Here is a 20172-nt window from a genome sequence, read left to right as displayed (position 1 = left end):
ACCGGGCCTTCTCTGGTAGAGATGCCCCTCATCAAGACGGACTTTGGATTCCATGGCTCACGAAAAGGCGCTCGAAGCGCTCGCGCGGATCGGAGAGACGGAGGCGTGGCGCCAGGCCATGATCCGCCAGCTCATCGCCTTCGAGGGCGCGATCGAGGCCCCCGGCGTGGATGTGCGGGAGGACCTGACCGGCCCGCTGGTCGACGCGCTCTACGACGACGACCAGGTGGTGCGCAAGACGCTGGCGAACGGCCTCACCTTCGAATTCCTGTACCGCTCCAAGATCGCGCGCGACTTCGTGATGTCCGTGCCGGAACACCCGGATCATGCGTGGGAACCCCAGACCAGCCGCATCCTGGTCAACTTGGCCCGTCTGGAAAGGACAGGCGGAGGCGCGCGGCAGGTGGTGATCGGCGGCGCCTATTTCGGCGACCACGCGGTGCTGATCGCCCGCGAGATCGCCGGCCATGGCGGGGTGGTGCACGCCTTCGAGCCCAACACCGAGCAGCGCGGCATGCTGATGCGCAACGCCGGGCTGAACGGCCTGACCAACATCCTGCCGCGCGCCGAGGGCCTTTGGCACGACAGCTCGTCCAACCTGAAGCTGGTCGGCTACGACAGCTTCGCCAACGCCGAGCTCGCCGAGGCAGGCGACGACACCTTCAAGACCGTCACCATCACCGACTACCTGGCGGCCCAGGGCGTGGATCGCCTGGACCTGATCGTGCTCGACATCGAGGGCGCCGAACTGGGCGCGCTGCAGGGCGCGGAGACCTTCCTGGCCCAGCCCAAGGGCCAGGGGCCGAACATCCTGTTCGAGGTCCACCGCCACTATGTCGACTGGTCGAACGGCCTGGCCAACACGCCGATCGCCGAGCTGCTGACCGGGCACGGCTACAGCCTGTTCGGCCTGCGCGACTTCAACTCGAACTACGACCTGGCCGGCCGGCCCATCGAGCTGATCCCGATGGACGCCATCCACCTGGAAGGCCCGCCGCACGGCTTCAACATGATCGCGGTGAAGGACCCCTCGGTGTTCGACGGCCCCGGCTATGCCATCGTGCGCGACGTCAGCCCCAAGTACCTGCGCCACAAGGACCCGGCGCTGCACCACCCCATGGGCGGGCTCTAGGGCCTTGGCCGGCCTCGCCACCGTGGTGGGCGCGGCGGGGTTCGTCGGCGCGCGGCTGGCAGGGCGGCTGAGGGCCGGCGGCTGGGAGGTCTACGCCCCGGCCAAGGGCGACCCGGACCTGCTGACCCGCGACCTGGGGACGGTGTTCTACTGCGCCGGCCTGACCGCCGACTACGACGCCCGCCCGTTCGACACGGTGGAGGCCCATGCCAGCCTGGTCAGCAAGGTGATCCGCGCCGATCGGTTCACGCGGCTGGTCTACTGCTCCTCCACCCGCCTCTACGACGGCCAGCGCAAGCCGCAGGCGCACGAGGCCGAGCCGCTGGTCTTCGACCCCGCCGACCCGCGCCGGGTCTACGACCTCTCCAAGGCGCTGGGCGAGAACCTGAGCCTGGCCCGCACCGGCGGCCGCGGCGCGGTGGCGCGGCTGTCGAACGTCTACGACTGGGCCGACGGCGCGCCGGGCTTCCTGTCGGAGTGGCTGATCGCGGCCCGGGCGACCCGCGACCTGAAGCTCAATTCCAGCCCCAACATCGCCCGCGACTACATCCACCTGGACGACGCCGTCGCCGCCCTGATCGCCATCGCGGCCGGCCAGCCCCAGGTCTACAACGTCGCCGCCGGCGCCCTGGCCACCAACGCCGACATCGCCCGGGTGTTCGAGGCGGCCGGCTGGTGGGTGAGCTTCACCGGCGCCGCCAATCCGCTGCCGCCGCCCAACGCCTCGGTCGAGCGCCTCACGGCGCTTGGCGTCCGCGCCCGGCCGGTGAAGGATGTGGTCGCGGCCTACCTGGAGGGGCTGAAGGCGTGAAGCTGCTGGACCACACCCGCGACAGCCTGGTGGCCTACCTCACCGCCCAGTGCGTGGCGATCGTGCCCGACGGCCGCGAGGCGGCGTTCCGCAAGGCGCTGGACGCCCACCTCGACGAGGCGCTGGGGCGGATGCACGTCTGCATCAACGCCTGCGCCCCCTGGCGGATGGACCAGTTCAATGTGCTGCAGTCCTCGCAGCACTGCATCTTCCTCTACTACCTCGCCAACACGATCCACCGGCGCTCGGGCGATACCGCGGCGGCGACGCGGCTGTTCCTGATGAACAAGGCGCTGAACGGCATCGACCTGTTCTACGAGATCGCCATGCCGGAGGTGTTCTACATCGGCCACTCGGTGGGCATCGTGCTGGCCAAGGCCACCTACGGCAACTACCTGGTGCTCTACCAGAATTCGACCGTGGGCCGGCACAAGGACCAGATCCCGGTGATCGGCGACCGGGTGGTGCTCTACCCCAACACCGCCGTCATCGGCCGCTCGATGATCGGCGACGACGCGGTGCTCAGCCAGGGCGTCAGCGCGGTGAACAAGACCGTGCCGCCGGGCGTCATCGCCTTCCGCGGCGCCGGCGGTGACCTGGCGTTCCAGCCGCGGCCGGACGATCTGCTGGGGGAGTACTTCCGGCTCTGAGCGCGCCGCAGCGCCCCCTCCACCGCTTCGCGGTCCCCCTCCCCCGCAAGCGGTTGAGAACAGAGTCGCGACAGTTCCTCCCCCGTGCCAACGGGGGAGGGGGACCGCGAAGGGGTGCAGGGGGCGCTGCCGCTACGCCCGCTTCGCCGCCGGCAGCCGCGCCGTCACCGCGCCGTGGATCATGTCGTAGAAGTCCCTGGCGAATTCCTCGGTCTGGCCCAGGGGGGAGTTGCGGAGCTGGTCGCGCAGGCCGGTGCGGAGCATGCGGCGGCGCTCGGTGTCGGCGGCCAGCGCCACGGCCAGCGCCTGGTATTCGTCCATGTCGCGGGCGCAGAGGTCGCCCAGGCCGGCGTTGGACAGGATCGAATAGCTCAGCCGCTCGTGGAACATCTCGCCCATCTTGGTGATCAGCGGCACGCCCATCCACAGGCTCTCGGCCGTGGTGGTGCCGCCGGTCAGCGGGAACGGGTCCAGAGAGATGTCGATCTCATTATAGTAGGGCAGGTGCGCGCCGCGGATGGCGTGGAACTCGACGCGGTCGGCGCTGACCCCCTCCAGGGCGAACTGGGCGGCGAAGTTCTCGCGGAAGCTGGCGCCGCTGCCCTCGGGCCGGATGACGGCGAACTTCGCCCCCGGCGTGGCGGCCACCACCCGGGCCCAGGCGCGCAACACCTCGCGGCTGTATTTGTGCGGGTTGTTGGCGGTGCCGTAGGTGACGTGGCCCTTGCGCTCCGAGGGCAGGCCCGGGGTGATCTCGTTGCGGTCCGAGAAGAACGCCCGGCCCAGCGCCAGCCATGTCTTGGGCATCTCCAGCGGTGTCTCGATCAGATATTCCGGCCGGGTCGGCTGGCTGTAGGGATCGCAGATGAAGTAGTCGATGGCCGCCAGCCCCGCAGAGTGCGGATAGCCCAGCCAGCTCGCCTGCAGGGGCGCCGGGCGATAGGCCATGACGTCCAGCTTGTTCATGTGGGTCGAGCCGCCCAGCTCGATCAGTATGTCGAGCTGGTCCTCGGCGATCCGCTCGGCCGCCTGGGCGGTGGAGATGTCCGGCCACCAGCGGTAGCCGCTGATCTTCGAGGTGATGTAGCGGATCGCGGGGTCTTCCTTGCCCTGGAAGTAGGAGTAGACGAACACCTCGAACCGCTCGGTGTCGACGTGGTCGAACAGCGGCAGGGCGAAGTAACCGACCGGGTGCTGGCGCAGGTCCGACGACATGAAGCCGAGCCGGATCTTGCCGCCGGCCGGCCGCGGCGGGGGCCGCTTGATCGGCCGCCGCGCCGCCGCCGTCTCCACCGCGCGCCCCCAGATGCGGTGCTGCTCCACCAGTTCGGCGCGGTCCTCGTCGGTCCTGACCCGGGCCAGTTGCTTGAGAAGGGCCGAATGCCGGCCGCCCGAGGCCCAGGCGCGGCCCAGGGTGCGGAAGTCGCCGATCCGTTCGAGGGCGTCGAAGTCGCAGACCCGGATGAAGACCTCGTTGAGGATCTTGTTGGTCGCGTCGGTGAACTCGTCCTTGCGGGGCATGAGCCGCTTGGCGAGCTGATAGGCCTCCTCGATGTGGCCGCCTTCGTCGCCGCTCCGGGTCCGCTCCAGGTTCTCGATCATCAGGGCGGCGTAGTCGATCCGGTCCGGCTCCAGCTGCGCCGCGCGGCGCAGCAGGGCGGTGGCGCGCTCCCGGTCCCAGTCGGAGATCAGCGCCCCGAGCTGGCTGTGCAGCCATGCCGCGTCGCCATGTGTCGGCAGAAGCGCCTCCATGAAGGCCTCTGCGCGGCGCATCTGGCCCGAGCGGCGCATCATCATCACCTTGCCCTCCAGCAGGCGCGGGTCGTCGGGGTTGGCGGCGATGGCCTTTTCGATCTGGATCTCGGCTTCCTCCGGCCGGTGCTCCTCGTGCAGGATTCCGATGATGTCGAGCCAGGCGTCGATATTGTCGCGCTTCAGCGTCACCGCCTGGCGCAGCCGCGAAAGCGCCGGCTCCACCTTGCCCTGCTTCATCAGCGAGCGGCCCAGCTGGCGCACGAATTCGGCGTTGCGTGGCTCCACGCGGACCAGCTTGGTGAACAGCCCTTCGGCGCGGGCGCCGTCATTCAGGTCGAGCAGGACGTTGCCCAGGTTCTGCTGGGCGGCCAGGGTCTTGGGGTTGAGCTTGATCGCCGCCTCGAGCACCTTCACGGCCTCGGGCTGGCGGCGCAGCTTGCGCAGCAGCACCCCGTAAGTATTCAACAGGTCGTAATCGCGTGAATGCCGCGCCATGGCCTTGGCGGCCATCTCCGCGCCCTCGGCGAAGCGGCCCGCCGTATACAGCTGGACGACCAGGGCGCGGTAGACCTGGACGGTGCGGGCGGGATCCTCGGTCACCGCGGCGGTCAGTTCGGCGATCGCCTCGTCCCTGCGCCCCGCGTTCAACGCCGCCTGCGCCGCCGCCAACCGATCGGTCATCCTAGAGCCTTCTGTGCGCCGTCCCCGCGCGCTGACTTAAGGCTCCCGCTCTTTCGTGGCTAGCCCGGCCTGGCCGCAGCTGACCCCGAGACGCGCGACGTCGGGATCAGATCGTCTCCGCGCGCCGCAGGCCGCCAGAGCCTTTCTGGTTCAAGTGGACTCACTCGAACCAGATAAAAAGGCTCTCACTCTTTGAATTAGAGCGCGTCGGGTGGCGAAACCGGGATCCACTTTCGCCTGACGCGCTCTAGCCACGCGTCGCAGCCTGGGGGTCCATGGGCACGGTCACGGTGAGGCGCAGGCCCGGTTGCGCCGGCTCGGTGACCAGCCGGCCGCGGAGCTGCTGGGCCATGAGCTGAGCGACGGTCAGGCCAAAGCCGCTGGCAGGCGTGGCGTCCACCGCCAGACCGACGCCGTCGTCCGCGACGCTGAGCTCGAACGTCCCGCCCAACCGGCGCAGGGTCACGCGGACCCGGCCGGAGCGGCCCTCGGGGAAGGCGTGGCGCAGCGCATTGCCGACGGTCTCGCTGAGCAGCAGCGCCACCGGGGCCCCCTGGCGGCCCGGGATGGTCACCGGTTCGAGGTCCAGGTCGATGGCCACGCCCTCGCGGCCCGCCGAGCCGGCCAGGTCGCTGACGATCTCGCGCACCAGGGCGGCGACCTCCACCTGCTCGGCATCGTCGTTCCAGCCGACGTGGCGATGCGCCACGCTGACCGCGGCGACCCGCTGCTGGATGGCCCGCAACGCCTGGCGCGCAGCCTCGTCCTGCGCCCGGCGGCCCTGCAGCAAGGCGATCGAGGAGATCAGCTGCAGGGTGTTCTTGACCCGATGCTCGACCTCTCGATGGCGCGCCGCCTGCCGCGCGAGCGCGAGCTCGGCGCTGTCGTTAGTCGTTTGGGCCATCCCGTCTCCCGTCGTTTGGCCAAGCGAGACCCCTAGCTTAGCGCAGGTTGAGCCCGGCGATGCTGCGACTTGGCGCCGCCGGTCAGCGAACACGATATCTTTAAGGCGAAAACGCCCGATGCCGAGGCGGCGACATGATGTTTTCCGCTCGGCGCGCCGGCATGCGCGACACTATGCCCCGGCGCCATGTGGCCGCGCCCCGCCGGACGAGGGGCCGTTGTGGCGGCTTGACCCCGCCGGAGCGCCACGCCAAAGCCGCCCCATGAACATCCTGCTTGTGGGCTCCGGCGGGCGCGAACATGCCCTGGCCTGGAAGATCGCGGCCTCGCCGCTGGTCCGCCGCCTGGTCGCCGCCCCCGGCAACCCCGGCATGGCGGCGCAGTGCGAGCTGCGCGACGTGGCGGCGACGGATGTGGCCGGGCTGGTGGCCCTGGCGCGGGAGATCGCCGCGGATCTGGTGGTGATCGGACCGGAATCGGCGGTGGCCGCGGGTCTGGCCGATGCGGCGCAGGCGGCGGGCTTCGCCTGTTTCGGACCCACGGCCCAGGCGGGCCAGCTGGAGTCGTCCAAGGCCTTCACCAAGGCGTTCTGCGACCGCTACGGCCTGCCGACCTCCGCCTATGCCGTCTGCGGGGACGCCGCCGCGGCCAAGGCCGCCCTCGACCGTTTCGAACCGCCCTATGTGATCAAGGCCGACGGGCTGGCGGCCGGCAAGGGCGTGGTGATCGCGCCGGATCGGGCCGAGGCCGAGGCGGCGATCGACGACGCCTTCGGCGGCCGGTTCGGCGCGGCCGGCGCGCGGGTGGTGATCGAGGAGTTCCTGGAGGGCGAGATCGGCTCGCTGTTCGCGCTCTGTGACGGCAAGACCTCGATGCTGTTCGGCTGGGCCCAGGACCACAAGCGCGCCTTCGACGGCGACCGGGGGCCGAACACCGGCGGCATGGGGACCTATTCGCCGGCCCCGGTGTTCACGCCGGCCGTGGTGGAGCAGACCCGTGAGCGGCTGGCCGAGCCCGCCTTCGCCGGCATCGCCGCGGACGGGGCGCCCTATCGCGGGGTGCTGTTCGTGGAGCTGATGGCGACGGCGGCCGGGCCCAAGCTGGTGGAGTTCAATGTCCGTTTCGGCGACCCGGAGTGCCAGGTGCTGATGCTGCGCCTGGAGAGCGACCTCGTGCCCTACCTCGTCGCCTGCGCCACCGGGCGGCTGGCCGGGATGCCGCCGCCGGCCTGGCGCGACGACGCGGCGGTCTGCGTGGTCATGGCCGCCCAGGGCTATCCGGACAAGCCCCGGTCCGGCGGCGAGATCCGCGGCGCCGACGCCGACTTCGGCCCCGACGTGGCGGTCTTCCACGCCGGCACGAAGGCCGATGAGGCCGGCATCCTGCGCGCCTTCGGCGGCCGGGTGCTCAACGTCTGCGCCCGCGCGCCCACCCTGCGGGAGGCCCGCGACAAGGCCTATGCCGCCGTGGACGCCATCGACTTCCCCGACGGCTTCTGCCGCCGAGATATCGGCTGGCGGGCGCTGGGCTAGGACTCCGCCACCCGCCGCAGCGCCGGCAGGGCGACGCTGTGCCAGGCCTTGCCCAGGCCGCCGCGCACGTCCTCGGTCTCGCGCGCCTCGAACTGGTCCCAGCCGGAGTGGACCAGGCGCACATGGGTGCCGCCGGGGATGCGGCGCAGGCGGATGTCGACCCAGGTGTCCGGCACGTCCGGGAAGCCCCAGCTGAAGCTCAGCCGTCGCGGCTGGTCCAGCACCTCGATCCGGCAGGCGATGGCGTCGGTGACGTCGCCGGCCAGCCGCCGCGCCCGATCCGGCTGCAGGTAGAAGATGTGGCCCGCCACCGGCTGGAACTGCAGGCAGCCCAGCCACTGGACCACCAGCGCCGGCTTGGTCAGCGCGCGCCAGACCACCTCGCGCGGGGCGGCGATCTCGATGATCGTCTGGACGTCCTCGACCATGCCTTGCTCCGAGGCCGGGCCCCTCTGTAAAAGACTTCAAACAAACGTACGAGACGCTGGGGAAAACGCCATGGCTGAGGCCGAAGTCGCCGAACAGGCCCGCGAACTGGCCAATACCGGCACCAAGGATGTGGCCCCGTCGCACCGCTTTGACGAGGCCGCCCTCGACCGCTGGATGCAGGCCAACGTCGCCGGCTATGCAGGTTCCTTGGAGGTGCGGCAATTCAAGGGCGGCCAGTCCAACCCCACCTACCAGCTGATCACGCCGGGCCGGAAATATGTCCTGCGCCGCAAGCCGCCGGGCAAGCTGCTGCCCTCGGCCCACGCGGTCGACCGCGAGTACAAGGTGATCTCGGCCCTGGGCCCCACCGGCTTCCCGGTCGCCAAGACCTATGGCCTCTGCGTCGACGACAGCGTCATCGGCACCTGGTTCTACATCATGGACATGGTCGAGGGCCGGATCCTGTGGGATCAGGCGCTGCCGGCCTCCACGCCCGCCCAGCGCAACGCCATCTTCAAGGCCAAGATCAAGACCCTGGCCGATCTGCACAACACCGACTATGCGGCCATCGGCCTCTCCGACTACGGCAGGCCCGGCAACTACATGGGCCGTCAGGTCGACCGCTGGGCCAAGCAGTACAAGGCCTCCGAGACCGTCGACATCCCGGAGATCGACCGGCTGATCGAATGGCTGCCGCAGAGCTTGCCGGCGCAGGAGCGCACCTCGATCGTCCACGGCGACTACCGGCTCGACAACATGATCTTCCATCCCACCGAGCCGCGGGTGATCGCGGTGCTGGACTGGGAGTTGGGGACGCTGGGCGAGCCGCTGGCCGACTTCACCTACATGCTGATGGGGTGGGTCAACGGCACGATCTCGACGATCCCCGACCTGAAGGCGCACGGCATCCCCACCCTCGACGAGGCCGTGGCGTACTACTGCAGCCTGACCGGCCGCTCGGGCCTGCACGACCTCAACTGGTTCTTCGCCTACAACGCCTTCAAGCTGGCGGGCATCCTGCAGGGCATCCTGGGCCGGGTGCGCGACGGGACCGCGAACCACCCGGACGCCGCCAACATGGCTCCCAGAGTGCTGGGCCTCGCGCAGATGAGCTGGGCCTACGCCCAGAAGGCCGGGGCGAAGGCATAGGGCCGATCGGCGTTCAGGCTGGCCGCTCAGGCACAGTTCTCCTCACCCATAGGGGGAGGGGGACCGTCACCGCCGAGCCCCATCCTGCAAGCCCCCTCCACCCTGCTGCGCAGGGTCCCCCTCCCCCTACGGGTGAGGAGAACTCGGCTTCAGCCTCCGGGGTCGAAGGCTGGCGGACCGCTGGCCTTCGCCAGGATCGCCTCCAGCGCCGCGTCGTCCTCGAACACCGCGCGCACCGGCCAGGGCGTGACGCGGTCGCGCCAGGCGGCCGGCAGGCGCGCCCAGTCCTTCTCGGTGGTGACAAGGCCCGCGTCGAACAGGGCGGCCCGCTCGGCGATCCGGCGCAGGGTCGGCTCGTCATAGGCGCGGTGGTCGGGGAAGGGCCAGAAGTCGGCCAGCTCGCAGCCGGCGGCGCGCAGGGTCCGCTCCACCTTCCAGGGTTTGCCGACGCCCGCGAAGCCCAGCTGGGGCCCCGACGGCGGCGGCGCGGCGGGCGTCAGCCGCGCCACCAGCACCGGGACCGAGGCCAGGGCCGCCAGCAGCTCCGGATCTGGAGCCTCCACGTCGGCCGGCAGCAGGATCACCGCGGCGTCAGCGCGGGCCAGCCCCACCTTCAGCGGCTCGCGCATCGGCCCGGCGGGGAACACCCGGCCGTCGCCGAACGGCCACTCGTCGTCTCGCGTCTCGCCGTCCACCACCACCAGCGACAGGGTCTTGGCGACGTCGGGGTTCTGGTGGCCGTCGTCCATGACGATCAGCTTCGCCCCGCCGGCCGCCGCTGCCTGCGCGCCGGCGGCCCGGTCGCGGCAGACCCAGACCGCCAGGTCCTGGGCCAGCATCAGCGGCTCGTCGCCCACCTCGGCGGCGGTGTGGCGCGCCGGATCCACCCGCACTAGTCCCGCCAGCGACCCGCCGTAGCCGCGTGACAGGACCGCGCCACCCAGCCGCCGCGCGATCTCGCGCACCACCGGGGTCTTGCCGGTCCCGCCCAGCGTGAGGTTGCCGACGCAGATCACCGGCACGCCGGGGTCATAGGGCTGGCCCCGGGCGATCCGCCGCGCGGTGACGGCGGCCCAGATCCAGGAGACGGGGGTCAGCAGGGCGCGGCTGACCGGGGCGATGCGGGCATCGCGGAAATACCACCAGCGCGGCGTGGCCAGCTTCATGCCGGCAGCAGGGGCTCGAGCAGGGCCATGGCGCCGTCCAGCGCCGCGCCCTGGCGGCCCGCATAGGCCAACGCGGCCTCGCCCATCCGCCGCGCGATGGCGGGGTTGTGCAACAGGCCGCGGAGGTGGCGGGCCAGCGTGGCGCCGTCGCTCGCCTCGATGGCGGCGGCGTCCGAGACCATGTCGGCATAGGTGTCGGCGGCGTTGAAGGCGTACGGCCCGGTCAGGATCGGTCGCCCGATCCGCGCCGGCTCCAGCGGATTGTGGCCACCGACCCCGGGGACGAAGCTGCCGCCCATCACCACGACGTCCGCGAGGCGGATGAACAGCCCGAGCTCGCCCAGGGTGTCGGCGACGTGGATCGCCCCGGTGGGCGCCTCATCCGCGCCCCGGCGGGTGGCGCCGAGCTCGCGTGCGATGGCCGGGCCACGGTCGGGGTGGCGCGGGACGACGATCAGCAGCGCCGCCGCCGGATCCGGTGCGGCCTTCCTGAACGCCTCGGCGATCGGGGCCTCCTCGCCCGGATGGGTGCTGGCGGCGAGCACGACCTTGCGGCCGGCGACGGCGGCCTGGAGACGCGCCAGCTCGGCCGGATCGGCGGGCAGCGGCTCACCCACCAGTTTCAGGTTGAGGCGCGCGCCGGGCGCGACGCCCAGGGTCCGGAAGCGCGCTTCGGTGGCCGCGTCCTGCGGCAGGATCAGGTCGAAGGCGCCCAGCAGGGCCCGCGCCGAACCCGCCCAGCCGGCCCAGCGCTCGGCGCTGGCCTGGGTCATCCGCGCGGAGACCAGGGCCAGCAGCACGTCGCGCGCCGCCGCCGCCAGGATCAGGTTCGGCCACAGCTCGCTCTCCACGAACACCGCCAGGCCCGGCCGCCAGTGGTCCAGGAAGCGCCGCACGGCGCCGGGCGCGTCCACCGGCGCATATTGGTGGATCACGCCCTCGGGCAGCCGCTGGCCGAGCAGGCTGGCGGCGGTCACCGTGCCGGAGGTCACCAGCAGGGTGAGGTCGGGGCGTCGCGCCCGCAGCGCCGCGATCAACGGCAGCAGCGAGGTGGTCTCGCCCACGCTGACGCCGTGCAGCCAGACCAGCCCGCCGTCGGGCCGCGGCCTCGGAGCCCGGCCGAGGCGCTCGGACAGCCGCCGGGCGTCCTCCTTGCCCCGCCGGGCCCGACTGCGAAGGATGGCCGGCGCAAAGGGCTCCAGGACGCCCGTCGCCACGCCGTAGAGGGCCAGCGGCAGGGTCGTCGTCACACCACCTCGGCCGGGGCGAGGCGGCAGGCGTGGGCGGCGTCGGTCTCCACCTGCAATGTGGCGTGGCCGATCTGGAAGCGGTTCGCCAGACCCTCGCAGGCCATGTGCAGGAACCTGTCGCCGTCCGGGTTCTGCGGGCGCAGGACGTGGGCGGTCAGCGCCGTCTCGGTGGTGCTCATGGCCCAGATGTGCAGGTCGTGCACGTCCTCGACCCCCGGCAGGCCCCCGAGCCAGCCGCGCACCGCGTCGACGTCGATGCCGCGCGGGGCGGCGTCCATCGCCAAGTCCACCGAGTCACGCAGCAGCCCCCACGTGCCCAGCACGATGACCGCGGCGATCGCCACGCTCAGCGCCGGATCGATCCACAGCAGGCCGGTCCGGGACATGACAAAGGCGCCGACCACCACGGCCAGGGACACCGCCGCGTCGCTGGCCATGTGCACGAAGGCGCCGCGGACATTGAGGTCGGAATGGCTGCCGCGCATGAACAGCATGGCGGTGGCGCCATTGATCAGCACCCCCAGGCTGGCGATCAGCATGACCACCTGGGTGTCGACCGGGGCCGGCGAAGCGATCCGGTCCACCGCCTCCGAGACGATCGCGCCCACCGCCACCAGCAGCAGCACCGCATTGGCCAGCGAGGCCAGGATGGTGGCCTTGCGCAGGCCGTAGGTCCGCCGCCCGGCGGGCGCGCGCTTGGCGAGCACCGTGGCCCCCCAGGCCAGCAGCAGGCTCAGCACGTCGGAGAGGTTGTGGCCGGCGTCGGCCATCAGCGCCAGGGACCCCGTCCACAGCCCGGTCCCGCCCTCCGCCAGCACGAAGACGCTGTTGAGGATCACCCCGATGGCGAAGGCGCGGCCCATGTTGGCCGGCGCATGGTGGTGGTGGCCGCCCGCGTGGCTGTGGCCCCCATGGCTGTGCGCGCCCTGGCCCTGGCCATGGTCGCGCGCATCGGCGTCCGCGTGCCCGTGATCGTGATCGTGATCGTGATGGTCGTGCGCCATTGCCGCCTATGTCTCACCGACCGCCCGGGCGATCAATGCGCGGGGCGTCCCACCAGGATCTCCGCCCGCCGTGTGGCGGCGGAGAGGCGCCGCGACCAATCTTCGATCAGGGCGGCGACGGTGGCCTCATTTGCGTCGGCGGGGACATGCAGCGGCCCGTCCCACACCACGGCGCCGCGGCCGAAGGGGGCGGCGAACAGCACCTTGTCCCAGGTGCTTGCCACCTGCCACGCGGGGTTGGCGGCGATGCCCATCAGGAAGACCGGCTGGCCGGAGCGGCGGGCGATCTGCAGGGCGCCGGGCGCGATCGCCTCGTTCGGACCGCGTGGGCCATCCGGGGTGACCACCAGGGCGCCGCCGTCCCGGACCCAGTTGGTCGCCTCGCGGATCGCCGCGATCGCCTGGCGCATCTTCTCGGTGTCGCCCGTCTTGGCGGACGAGACGCGGATCGCCGGGAAACCCGACATCGCCAGCGCGCGGGCGATGAACTCGCCGTCGCTGGAGGGCGAGATCAGGGCCCTGGTGCGCTTGCGCCACCACTGCGGGGCGGTGGCCAGGCAGAGCGGGATGCGGCCGTGCCAGAACAGCGCGATGGCCCCGCTGTCGCCGGCCAGCACGGGCTCGACGCACGCCAGGTTCTCGTGCCGCCAGCGCACGGTGGAGAGGATTATCCGCAGATAGGTCCCCAGCAGCCAGCCGAGCACCGCCTGCACCGCGTCGCTGCGCAGGAAGGCCTTCACGCGGCGGGCTCCGCCTCCAGGTCCTGGCCCCCAAGGTCTTGAGTCTGCGCTAACCGGGCATAGAGGCCACGCTCCTTCACCAGGCCGGTGTGGTCGCCGGTCTCGACGATCCGGCCCTTGTCGACCACATAGATGCGGTCGGCGCCGCGCACGGTCGACAGGCGATGGGCGATCAGGATGGTGGTGCGCCCGGCCATCAGCCGCTTCAGCGCCGCCTGCACCTGGGCCTCGCTTTCGGTGTCCAGCGCGCTGGTGGCCTCGTCCAGCAACAGGATCGGGGCGTCCTTCAGGAAGGCCCGCGCGATGGCAACCCGCTGGCGCTGGCCGCCGGACAGCCGCGCGCCGGCCTCGCCGACCAGCGCGCCGTAGCCGCCCGGCAGGGCCTCGAAGAACTCATGCGCCGCCGCCGCCCGCGCCGCTGCCTCGACCTCAGCCGGGCTTGCTTCGGGACGCGCATAGGCGATGTTGGCGCGGATGGTGTCGTCGAACAGGAACGGCTCTTGGGTGACCAGGGCGATCTGCTCGCGCAGCGACGGCAGGGTCACGTCGCGCACATCGTGGCCGTCGATCGTCACCCGCCCCGCGGTCGGGTCGTAGAAGCGCGGGATCAGGTTGAGGATCGTGGTCTTGCCGCCGCCCGAGGGGCCGACCAGGGCCACCGTCTCGCCGCGCCGCGCCTCGAAGCTGACCTCGGCGAGGGTCGGCGGCCCGTCGCCGCCATAGGCGAAGCTGACCGCCTCGAAGGCGATGGTGGCTTGGCCGACCGGCAAGGGCAGGGCGCTGGCCCGCTCGCGCACCTCCGGCTCCACATCCAGGGCGGCGAACAGCCGGCGTGCGGCCGACATCCCCTCGGCGAACACCGTCTGCAGGTTGGCCAGCTGGCGCAGCGATTGCGAGGCCACGCCCAGCGCCGCCAGGAAGGCCACGAAGGCGCCGACCGTCATCCCGCCCTGCCTGGCGCGCCAACCCGCATAGCCGATCACCACGGCCATGATCAGGGTCATCAGCAGCTCGGTGGCCGGCGCCGCGCGGGCCCGGGCGTTGGCGCCCTTGACCAGGTGCTGTTGCCGCCGCCGCACCACCTCGCCGACGCGGGCCTCCTCATAGGCCTCGCGGTTCTCCAGCTTCACGACGCGCACGCCGTCCAGGCTCTCCATGATCGCGGTGGACAGCGCCGAGGTCTCGGCCATGGCGCCCTTGGCGGCCTTGGTGGTCCGCTTGGCGAAGCGGCGCATGATCCAGGTGGCGATCGGCGCGGCCAGGATCAGCACGATCGACAGCAGCCGGTCGTTCGACACCATCACCGTGATCGCCCCGATCACGATCAGCCCGTGCTGGGTGTAGTTGATCACCCCCGAGGTCGCCGCCTCGCGGATCAGGCCGGCGTCATAGAGCACCGAGGACACATAGGCCCCGGAGTGCTGGCGGCGCAGATGCGCCAGGTCGGCGCGGACCAGCTTGCCGAACAGCTGCAGCTGGATGTCGCCGACCACGGCGTTGCCGATCCGGTTGACGAAGGTCGCCTGCACCACCTGAGCGACGGCCCGGCCCACGGCATAGGCCGCGATGGTCAGGGGCAGGACCAGCAGGGTCCCGGCCTTGGGGTGGCCGATCAGGTCGTTGGTGGCCGGCTCCAGGATCTGCACCAGGGCGGTGGTGAACCACGCCGCCGCGATCCCGGCGACCAGCGCGGCCGTCCAGGCCATCCAGCGCGGCGCCAGATAGTTGCGCGCCACCCGCGCGACCAGGGCGCGGGCGGAAAGCTCGGGCGGGGCGCGCTCGCTCATCGGCCTGGGGTCGGATGTTGCGCCGCCGGTGTCAAGCTTGGCCCGCCTAGCCAAAGCCCCGCCTAGCCAAAGCCCTGGCGCGTCAGGCGACCCGATCGGCCACGGCGTCCGCGTCCGCCGGCTCCGCTGCGCTCGCGGCCGCGGCAATGGCGGCATAGAGCTCGGCGATGGCGATGGGCTTGCCGACATAGCCATCCATGCCCGCGGCCAGATAGCTCTCGACCTGGTGGCTCATGACATTGGCGGTAAGCGCCACAATCGGCGTGCGGCGCCGGCCGCTGGCCGCCTCGCGGGCGCGGATCAGGCGCGTGGCCTCCGGTCCGTCCATCTGCGGCATCTGGACGTCCATCAGGATCAGGTCGAAGCCGCCCTGTTCCCAGGCCGCGACGGCCTCGGCGCCGGTGTCGACCAGGGTGGCCTGGACGCCGATCTGTTCCAGCAGGGTGCGCAGGACCAGCTGATTGATCGCATTGTCCTCGGCGGCCAGCACCCGCAGGGGCGTCTCGCCCGGCCGGTGCGGCTCGATGGCGAGCGGCGCGTCGGGCGCGCCCTGGGCGTGGCTCCGGGCCAGCGACAGGTCGACGATGAAGGTGGCGCCGCCGCCGGGCGGGCTCTCGACGCAGATAGTCCCGCCCATGGCCTGGCAAAGCTCCCGGCTGATCGCCAGGCCGAGGCCCGTGCCGCCGAAGCGCCGTGTGGTGGAGGAGTCCGCCTGGGTGAACCTGTCGAACAGCCGCTCGGCGAGGCCGGCGGGCACGCCGGGCCCGGTGTCGGTGACGCTGAGCCGCACGCCGCCGGGCCGCGCTGCGACCGACACCGTCACCGCGCCGGCTTCCGTGAACTTCACCGCGTTGGAGATCAGGTTGCAGAGCACCTGGCGGACCCGCGCGGCGTCCCCGTCGAAGGCGCCCCGGACCTCCGGGTCGAAGGCGAGCTCGCACGCCAGGCCCTTGTTGACGGCGCTGGCGCTGAAGGCGTCCATCGCGCTCACCACCACGGCCTCGAGGTCGAACGGCGCGCACTCGACGTCGAGCTTGCCGGCCTCGATCTTCGACAGGTCAAGGATGTCGTTCAACAGCTGCAGGAGCGCCGCGCCCGACTGGCGGATCACCCCGACGCGGGCCCGCTGGTCCGGCGACAGCGCGTCGTTCTCCATCGCCTGGGCCATGCCCAGCACGCCGTTGAGCGGCGTGCGGATCTCGTGACTGGTGACGGCGAGGAAGCTGCTCTTGGCCCGGCTGGCGGCCTCCGCCGCCTCCAGAGCCTCGCGCAGGGCATGGCCTTCCTTAAAGAACGCGCCGGCCAGCCTGACGATGAAGATCGTGTAGGCCAGGGCGCCGACCGTCATCACCACGGCCCCCGTCAGGGTCAGGGAGTTGCCCGTCGCCCAGGCGGTCAGCGGCAGGGCGGCCAGCACCACTGACGAGGGCGAGGTGATGCTCAGGGTGAAGCGCCGCACGCCGCGGGTCATCATGACGTTGTTCAGGTTGATCGCGCAGGCCGCCAGGATCGCCGCGGCGAGGCCGAACCCGGAACGGTCGGTGAGCATCAGCAGGCACACCGCGGCGAAGGAGGCCGCCGAGACCGTCCGGGTGATGTCGTTGATCACGGCGAGGCGGCGGTCATGGATCCTGGACAGGAAGCGCCGTGACACCGCCGAGTCGATCAGTGCCGTGGCCACGGCGACGGCGAGCCACGCGAACGCCAACGGCGACCGGATCTGCAGCCACACCAGCGCGCCGATCAGCACCGCCTGGGAGAGGCGGGGAACCAGGTCCTCGACGCGCCACCGCAGCACCCGAAGGCTGGCAGGGTCTATGGCTTCCATGCGCGCTTGGCCCCCCGGCCTACGACCTCGTGACGGAACCGTCGCATGGCCCGGCTTGTGAAAGTGCAAACGCGGATGACGCCGTTCGCGGAGCCGGTGGACAGATTGTCGCGGCGCCGGCCCGCACGCCGACCGCTTTCGCTGGCGCGCGCCGCGGCCTACTTAGGCCCGATGACCGATGCGCCCGCTCCCGAACCTGGCCGGTTCGACCTGACCACGCCGCTGGGGCGGGCGGTGACCTATGCGGACTACCTCTGGAACGACCACGCCTATCTTCGGCTGGGCTTCTCCAACGCCCACTGGATCTCCGAGGAGCTGGTGCGCGCCAACCAGCCCTGGCCGCACCAGCTCGCCGCGTGGAAGGCCCGCGGCATCCGCACCGTCGTCAACCTGCGCGGCGGCTTCGACGCCAGTTTCCACGCCCTGGAGAAGGACGCCTGCGCGCGGCTGGGCCTGACCTTCGTCAACTTCACTATCACCTCGCGCGAGGTCCCCAGCCGCGAGCGGGTGCTGGCGGCCAAGCGGCTGTTCGAGACCCTGGAGTATCCGGCGCTGATGCACTGCAAGTCCGGCGCGGACCGGGCCGGGATCATGAGCGTGCTCTACCTGCACTTCCGCAAGGGCCTGCCGATCCGCGCGGCGCTGGACCAGCTGTCGTTCCGCTACCTGCACATCCGCCACGGCAAGACCGGCGTGCTGGACTACACCTTCGCCCGCTACCTCACTGAGGGCGAGCCGGCCGGGATGAGCTTCCTCGAATGGGTGCAGAGCCCGCTGTACGACCCGGCCGGCATCAAGGCCGATTTCCGCACCAACATGTGGGCCAATGCGCTGACCGAGGGCGTGCTGCGGCGGGAGTGACCCCTACGAGCGTCATCCCGCGGACAAGCCGCGGGATGACGGCCTAGTGGTGGTGGTCGTGGTGCTCGTCGCTGTCGGGATCCAGCAGCTTGTGGGCGTGGATGATGAAATAGCGCATCAGCGCGTTGTCGACGGTCTGCTGGGCCCGTGCGCGCCACGCCTTGGCGGCGTCCTGGTAGGTCGGATAGGCGCCGACCAGGTCGACCTTGGTCAGGTCAGAGAACTCGGGCGGTCCATCGAGCGATTTCAGTTCCCCGCCGATGACGAGGTGGAGGAGTTGTTTGTCGGGCATGTGCGGTTCGTTTCAGCAGAGGTCATTTCGCCGCGCCAATATGCGACACCCGCGCCAGGATCAATGGCGCGAGGGCCGGGGTGGCGCAGATCAGGCTGGCCTGTGACGGGCGCCGGCGATTGTAGCGGAACGCGCAGCCGTTGTGATCACCCACGAAGCAGCCGGCTTCGCGGGCGATGAGATCGCCGGCCGCGACGTCCCAGTCGGACTTGCGCACCGGCGCCACGGCGGCGTCGAACTCCCCGGCCGCCACCAGGCACATGCGGTAGGCGGTGGAATTGCGCTGCTCGACCCGCATGGTCTCCGGCCACGGCGTGGGCCAGGACCAGTGGGCGAAGACCATCGGATCGCCGGCCATGCGGCAGTCGTCGAGGTCCGTGGCGCCACTGGGCTGGATCGGGCGGTTGTTGCGGGTGGCGCCCTGGCCGGCGGTCGCCGCATAGATCTCGTCCACCTCAGGGGCGAAGACCACGCCGGCCACGGTCAGGCCGTCCTCCACCACCGCGATCGACACCGACCACCAGGGCCGGCCCTTCAGGAACGCGCGCGTCCCGTCGATCGGATCGACCACGAAGATGCGTCGGTGCTCCATGCGCCGGGAATCGTCGGCGGTCTCCTCGGACAGCCAGCCGTAGTCGGGCCGTGCCGCGCGCAGGCGCGCGGTCAGCAGCTTGTCGGCGGCCAGGTCGGCGTTGGTCACCGGGGTGTTGTCCTCGGCCTTGTACTCGACCTCCAGGCCCTTGCGACGGAGGTTACGGGCCAGGGCCCCGGCCTCCTGCGCGGCCTGCACGATCAGGTCGAGGTCCTGCTTCATCGACCCGCGATGGCCAGCGCGTACACCAGCAGCGACGGGGCGTTGGCGGCGCCACGGATCTCCAGGTCGGAGCCCGGAACCACGCGGCTGAAGATCTCCAGCAGGTTTCCGGCCACGGTGATCTCGTTGACCGGATAGGCGATCTCGCCGCCCTCGAACCAGAAGCCGGAGCAGCCCACCGACCAGTCGCCGGTGTTGCCGTTCAGGGACGGGCCGAACATCGAGGTGATCAGCAGGCCCTCGCCCGCGTCGGCCATCAGCCCGGCCTGGTCGCGATCACCCGGCTGGAAGGTCAGGTTGGAGGTCGAGACGCCGGGCGGGCCGGCCAGGCCGCGCGAGGCGTGCCCGGTGGTGCTGAGGCCCAGCTGGCGGGCCGAGGACGAGTTCAGCAGCCAGGTGGTCAGCACCCCGTCGTCGATCAGATTGTGCGCCGCGTTGGCCACGCCCTCGTCGTCGAAGGGCGAGGAGCCGAGGCCGCGCAGCTTGTGCGGGTCGTCCTTCAGATAGATGCCCTTGGCGAACAGCTGCTGGCCCAGCTTGTCCTTGAGGAACGAGGTGCCGCGCGCGATCGAGGGGCCGGAGATGGCGCCGATCAGCGGACCCATCAGCGATCCGGCCAGGCGGTTCTCGAAGATCACCGGGGCGGTGGTCGAGGCGATCTTGCGCGCCCCCAGCCGCGAGGCGGCCCGGCGGCCGGCCTCGGCGCCCAGCGTCTCCGGCGCCGGCAGGTCGGCCTGCCAGCGGACCGAGCGGCCGTCATAGCCGGTCTCCATACCGTCGTCGTCGCCGGCGATCGCCGAGGCGCCGATGGAGAAGCCCGAGGCGCGGTGCACGCCGGTGAAGCCGGCGCTGGTCACCATGGTCCACTGCGAGGACGACCAGGCGCCGCTGCCGCCGTCGGAGTTGGTGACCTTGGGCACCGCGCGGGCGGCCGCTTCGGCGATCCGCGCGCGCGCCTCCAGCGCCTCGGCGGAGGGCTCGGTCGGGTCGTAGAGGTCGAGGTCGAGCAGCGGCCCCTTGGCCAGCCGGTCTGGGTCGGCCAGGCCGGCATAGGGGTCCTCGGGCGCCAGCCGGGCCATGGCCACCGCGCGCTCCACCAGCTTGGCGCGGGCCTCGGCGGAGATGTCCGAGCGGGAGACGGTGGCCTGCCGCCGGCCCACGAACACCCGCAGGCCCAGGTCGCGTGATTCCTCGCGCTCGACCTCTTCCAGGGCGCCCATGCGGACGGAGATCGACAGGCTGCGCCGGTCGGCGCCGACCGCTTCGGCCGCATCGGCTCCGGCCTTCAGGGCGGCGGCCACGACCTCGTTCAACAGGGTTTCGTCCATCGCAGGGATATGGCGGGAACGGGCAGAGGGAACAACCCCGGCGCTTCGCCGCATCCCTGG

Annotated in this window: 18 protein-coding genes; 6 read left to right on the top strand and 12 right to left on the bottom strand. The window is 71.4% G+C overall.

Translation table 11 applies throughout. From position 1 onward, the window contains the following. Positions 1–52 precede the first annotated feature (52 nt). The 3 genes from Q0R13_RS15020 to Q0R13_RS15010 are packed head-to-tail and all read left to right on the top strand — an operon-like array spanning position 53 to position 2593. On the top strand, positions 53–1132 hold the full coding sequence (locus tag Q0R13_RS15020; RefSeq protein WP_293905297.1) for an FkbM family methyltransferase: 1080 nt from the start codon (positions 53–55) through the stop codon (positions 1130–1132). A 4-nt stretch (positions 1133–1136) separates the two neighbouring features. Continuing rightward, positions 1137–1943 (top strand): NAD(P)-dependent oxidoreductase, encoded by an 807-nt coding sequence (locus Q0R13_RS15015; RefSeq protein WP_293905295.1) that lies wholly within the window; start codon positions 1137–1139, stop codon positions 1941–1943. Then, the gene (locus Q0R13_RS15010; protein WP_293905293.1) at positions 1940–2593 is read left to right on the top strand and encodes a hypothetical protein; all 654 of its coding nucleotides are present in this window, start codon (positions 1940–1942) and stop codon (positions 2591–2593) included. Before Q0R13_RS15015 ends, Q0R13_RS15010 begins: the two co-directional genes overlap by 4 nt. Before the next feature lie 132 nt (positions 2594–2725). On the opposite strand, the gene Q0R13_RS15005 is transcribed toward Q0R13_RS15010, so the two are convergent. Together Q0R13_RS15005 and Q0R13_RS15000 are read right to left on the bottom strand one after the other, a co-directional pair. Continuing rightward, entirely contained in the window at positions 2726–5029 is a 2304-nt protein-coding gene (locus tag Q0R13_RS15005; protein ID WP_293905291.1) for a tetratricopeptide repeat protein, read from the bottom strand. Between the two features lie 247 nt (positions 5030–5276). Next, a complete protein-coding gene (locus tag Q0R13_RS15000; RefSeq protein WP_293905289.1) occupies positions 5277–5933 on the bottom strand; it encodes a sensor histidine kinase in 657 nt (218 codons plus the stop codon). A 262-nt stretch (positions 5934–6195) separates the two neighbouring features. On the opposite strand from Q0R13_RS15000, the gene purD reads away from it, so the two are divergent. Continuing rightward, the gene (purD, locus tag Q0R13_RS14995; protein ID WP_293905287.1) at positions 6196–7464 is read left to right on the top strand and encodes a phosphoribosylamine--glycine ligase; all 1269 of its coding nucleotides are present in this window, start codon (positions 6196–6198) and stop codon (positions 7462–7464) included. On the opposite strand, the gene Q0R13_RS14990 is transcribed toward purD, so the two are convergent. Next, positions 7461–7892 (bottom strand): SRPBCC domain-containing protein, encoded by a 432-nt coding sequence (locus Q0R13_RS14990; protein WP_293905285.1) that lies wholly within the window; start codon positions 7890–7892, stop codon positions 7461–7463. The two genes, purD and Q0R13_RS14990, sit on opposite strands and share 4 nt — an antisense overlap. Before the next feature lie 70 nt (positions 7893–7962). On the opposite strand from Q0R13_RS14990, the gene Q0R13_RS14985 reads away from it, so the two are divergent. Further along, on the top strand, positions 7963–9042 hold the full coding sequence (locus tag Q0R13_RS14985) for a phosphotransferase (RefSeq protein WP_293905283.1): 1080 nt from the start codon (positions 7963–7965) through the stop codon (positions 9040–9042). A 149-nt stretch (positions 9043–9191) separates the two neighbouring features. Here the strand turns inward: Q0R13_RS14985 and lpxK are convergent, their stop codons facing one another. The 6 genes from lpxK to Q0R13_RS14955 all read right to left on the bottom strand — a co-directional run bounded on the left by lpxK (position 9192) and on the right by Q0R13_RS14955 (position 16817). Further along, entirely contained in the window at positions 9192–10208 is a 1017-nt protein-coding gene (gene lpxK / locus Q0R13_RS14980; protein WP_293905281.1) for a tetraacyldisaccharide 4'-kinase, read from the bottom strand. Then, the gene (locus tag Q0R13_RS14975; RefSeq protein ID WP_293905279.1) at positions 10205–11458 is read right to left on the bottom strand and encodes a 3-deoxy-D-manno-octulosonic acid transferase; all 1254 of its coding nucleotides are present in this window, start codon (positions 11456–11458) and stop codon (positions 10205–10207) included. Before Q0R13_RS14975 ends, lpxK begins: the two co-directional genes overlap by 4 nt. After that, a complete protein-coding gene (locus tag Q0R13_RS14970; RefSeq protein ID WP_293905277.1) occupies positions 11455–12462 on the bottom strand; it encodes a cation diffusion facilitator family transporter in 1008 nt (335 codons plus the stop codon). Before Q0R13_RS14970 ends, Q0R13_RS14975 begins: the two co-directional genes overlap by 4 nt. Positions 12463–12494: 32 nt before the next feature. Continuing rightward, positions 12495–13202, bottom strand: a complete 708-nt coding sequence (locus Q0R13_RS14965) for a lysophospholipid acyltransferase family protein (RefSeq protein WP_293905275.1) — start codon at positions 13200–13202, stop codon at positions 12495–12497. Then, positions 13199–14989, bottom strand: coding sequence for an ATP-binding cassette domain-containing protein (locus Q0R13_RS14960; protein WP_293905273.1), 1791 nt, complete (start codon positions 14987–14989; stop codon positions 13199–13201). The genes Q0R13_RS14965 and Q0R13_RS14960 overlap by 4 nt, the downstream gene beginning before the upstream one ends. An 82-nt stretch (positions 14990–15071) precedes the next feature. Further along, on the bottom strand, positions 15072–16817 hold the full coding sequence (locus Q0R13_RS14955; protein ID WP_293905271.1) for an ATP-binding protein: 1746 nt from the start codon (positions 16815–16817) through the stop codon (positions 15072–15074). Between the two features lie 171 nt (positions 16818–16988). On the opposite strand from Q0R13_RS14955, the gene Q0R13_RS14950 reads away from it, so the two are divergent. Further along, on the top strand, positions 16989–17678 hold the full coding sequence (locus Q0R13_RS14950) for a sulfur transferase domain-containing protein (RefSeq protein ID WP_293905269.1): 690 nt from the start codon (positions 16989–16991) through the stop codon (positions 17676–17678). A gap of 43 nt (positions 17679–17721) precedes the next feature. Here Q0R13_RS14950 and Q0R13_RS14945 read toward each other — a convergent pair whose 3' ends face one another. The 3 genes from Q0R13_RS14945 to Q0R13_RS14935 are packed head-to-tail and all read right to left on the bottom strand — an operon-like array spanning position 17722 to position 20112. Next, positions 17722–17970: a DUF4170 domain-containing protein gene (locus Q0R13_RS14945; protein WP_293905267.1), complete on the bottom strand. Its 249-nt coding sequence runs from the start codon at positions 17968–17970 to the stop codon at positions 17722–17724. A 22-nt stretch (positions 17971–17992) separates the two neighbouring features. Beyond that, a complete protein-coding gene (locus tag Q0R13_RS14940; protein ID WP_293905265.1) occupies positions 17993–18784 on the bottom strand; it encodes a 3'(2'),5'-bisphosphate nucleotidase CysQ in 792 nt (263 codons plus the stop codon). Next, positions 18781–20112 (bottom strand): TldD/PmbA family protein, encoded by a 1332-nt coding sequence (locus tag Q0R13_RS14935; RefSeq protein WP_293905263.1) that lies wholly within the window; start codon positions 20110–20112, stop codon positions 18781–18783. Before Q0R13_RS14935 ends, Q0R13_RS14940 begins: the two co-directional genes overlap by 4 nt. Between the last annotated feature and the right edge of the window lie 60 nt (positions 20113–20172).

Origin of the sequence: Phenylobacterium sp. (assembly GCF_025351295.1) — a bacterium.
Lineage (GTDB): Bacteria > Pseudomonadota > Alphaproteobacteria > Caulobacterales > Caulobacteraceae > Phenylobacterium.
The sequence above is the reverse complement of the archived record's forward strand: the minus strand, read 5'-3'. Positions and strand labels throughout refer to the sequence as shown.

Excerpts from the sequence above, each read along its gene's own strand:
- Q0R13_RS15020 (WP_293905297.1), top strand. The coding sequence starts at position 53 with ATGGCTCACGAAAAGGCGCTCGAAGCGCTCGCGCGGATCGGAGAGACG.
- Q0R13_RS15005 (WP_293905291.1), bottom strand. The coding sequence starts at position 5,029 with ATGACCGATCGGTTGGCGGCGGCGCAGGCGGCGTTGAACGCGGGGCGC.
- Q0R13_RS15000 (WP_293905289.1), bottom strand. The coding sequence starts at position 5,933 with ATGGCCCAAACGACTAACGACAGCGCCGAGCTCGCGCTCGCGCGGCAG.
- purD (WP_293905287.1), top strand. The coding sequence starts at position 6,196 with ATGAACATCCTGCTTGTGGGCTCCGGCGGGCGCGAACATGCCCTGGCC.
- Q0R13_RS14990 (WP_293905285.1), bottom strand. The coding sequence starts at position 7,892 with ATGGTCGAGGACGTCCAGACGATCATCGAGATCGCCGCCCCGCGCGAG.
- Q0R13_RS14985 (WP_293905283.1), top strand. The coding sequence starts at position 7,963 with ATGGCTGAGGCCGAAGTCGCCGAACAGGCCCGCGAACTGGCCAATACC.
- lpxK (WP_293905281.1), bottom strand. The coding sequence starts at position 10,208 with ATGAAGCTGGCCACGCCGCGCTGGTGGTATTTCCGCGATGCCCGCATC.
- Q0R13_RS14970 (WP_293905277.1), bottom strand. The coding sequence starts at position 12,462 with ATGGCGCACGACCATCACGATCACGATCACGATCACGGGCACGCGGAC.
- Q0R13_RS14960 (WP_293905273.1), bottom strand. The coding sequence starts at position 14,989 with ATGAGCGAGCGCGCCCCGCCCGAGCTTTCCGCCCGCGCCCTGGTCGCG.
- Q0R13_RS14955 (WP_293905271.1), bottom strand. The coding sequence starts at position 16,817 with ATGGAAGCCATAGACCCTGCCAGCCTTCGGGTGCTGCGGTGGCGCGTC.
- Q0R13_RS14950 (WP_293905269.1), top strand. The coding sequence starts at position 16,989 with ATGACCGATGCGCCCGCTCCCGAACCTGGCCGGTTCGACCTGACCACG.
- Q0R13_RS14945 (WP_293905267.1), bottom strand. The coding sequence starts at position 17,970 with ATGCCCGACAAACAACTCCTCCACCTCGTCATCGGCGGGGAACTGAAA.
- Q0R13_RS14940 (WP_293905265.1), bottom strand. The coding sequence starts at position 18,784 with ATGAAGCAGGACCTCGACCTGATCGTGCAGGCCGCGCAGGAGGCCGGG.
- Q0R13_RS14935 (WP_293905263.1), bottom strand. The coding sequence starts at position 20,112 with ATGGACGAAACCCTGTTGAACGAGGTCGTGGCCGCCGCCCTGAAGGCC.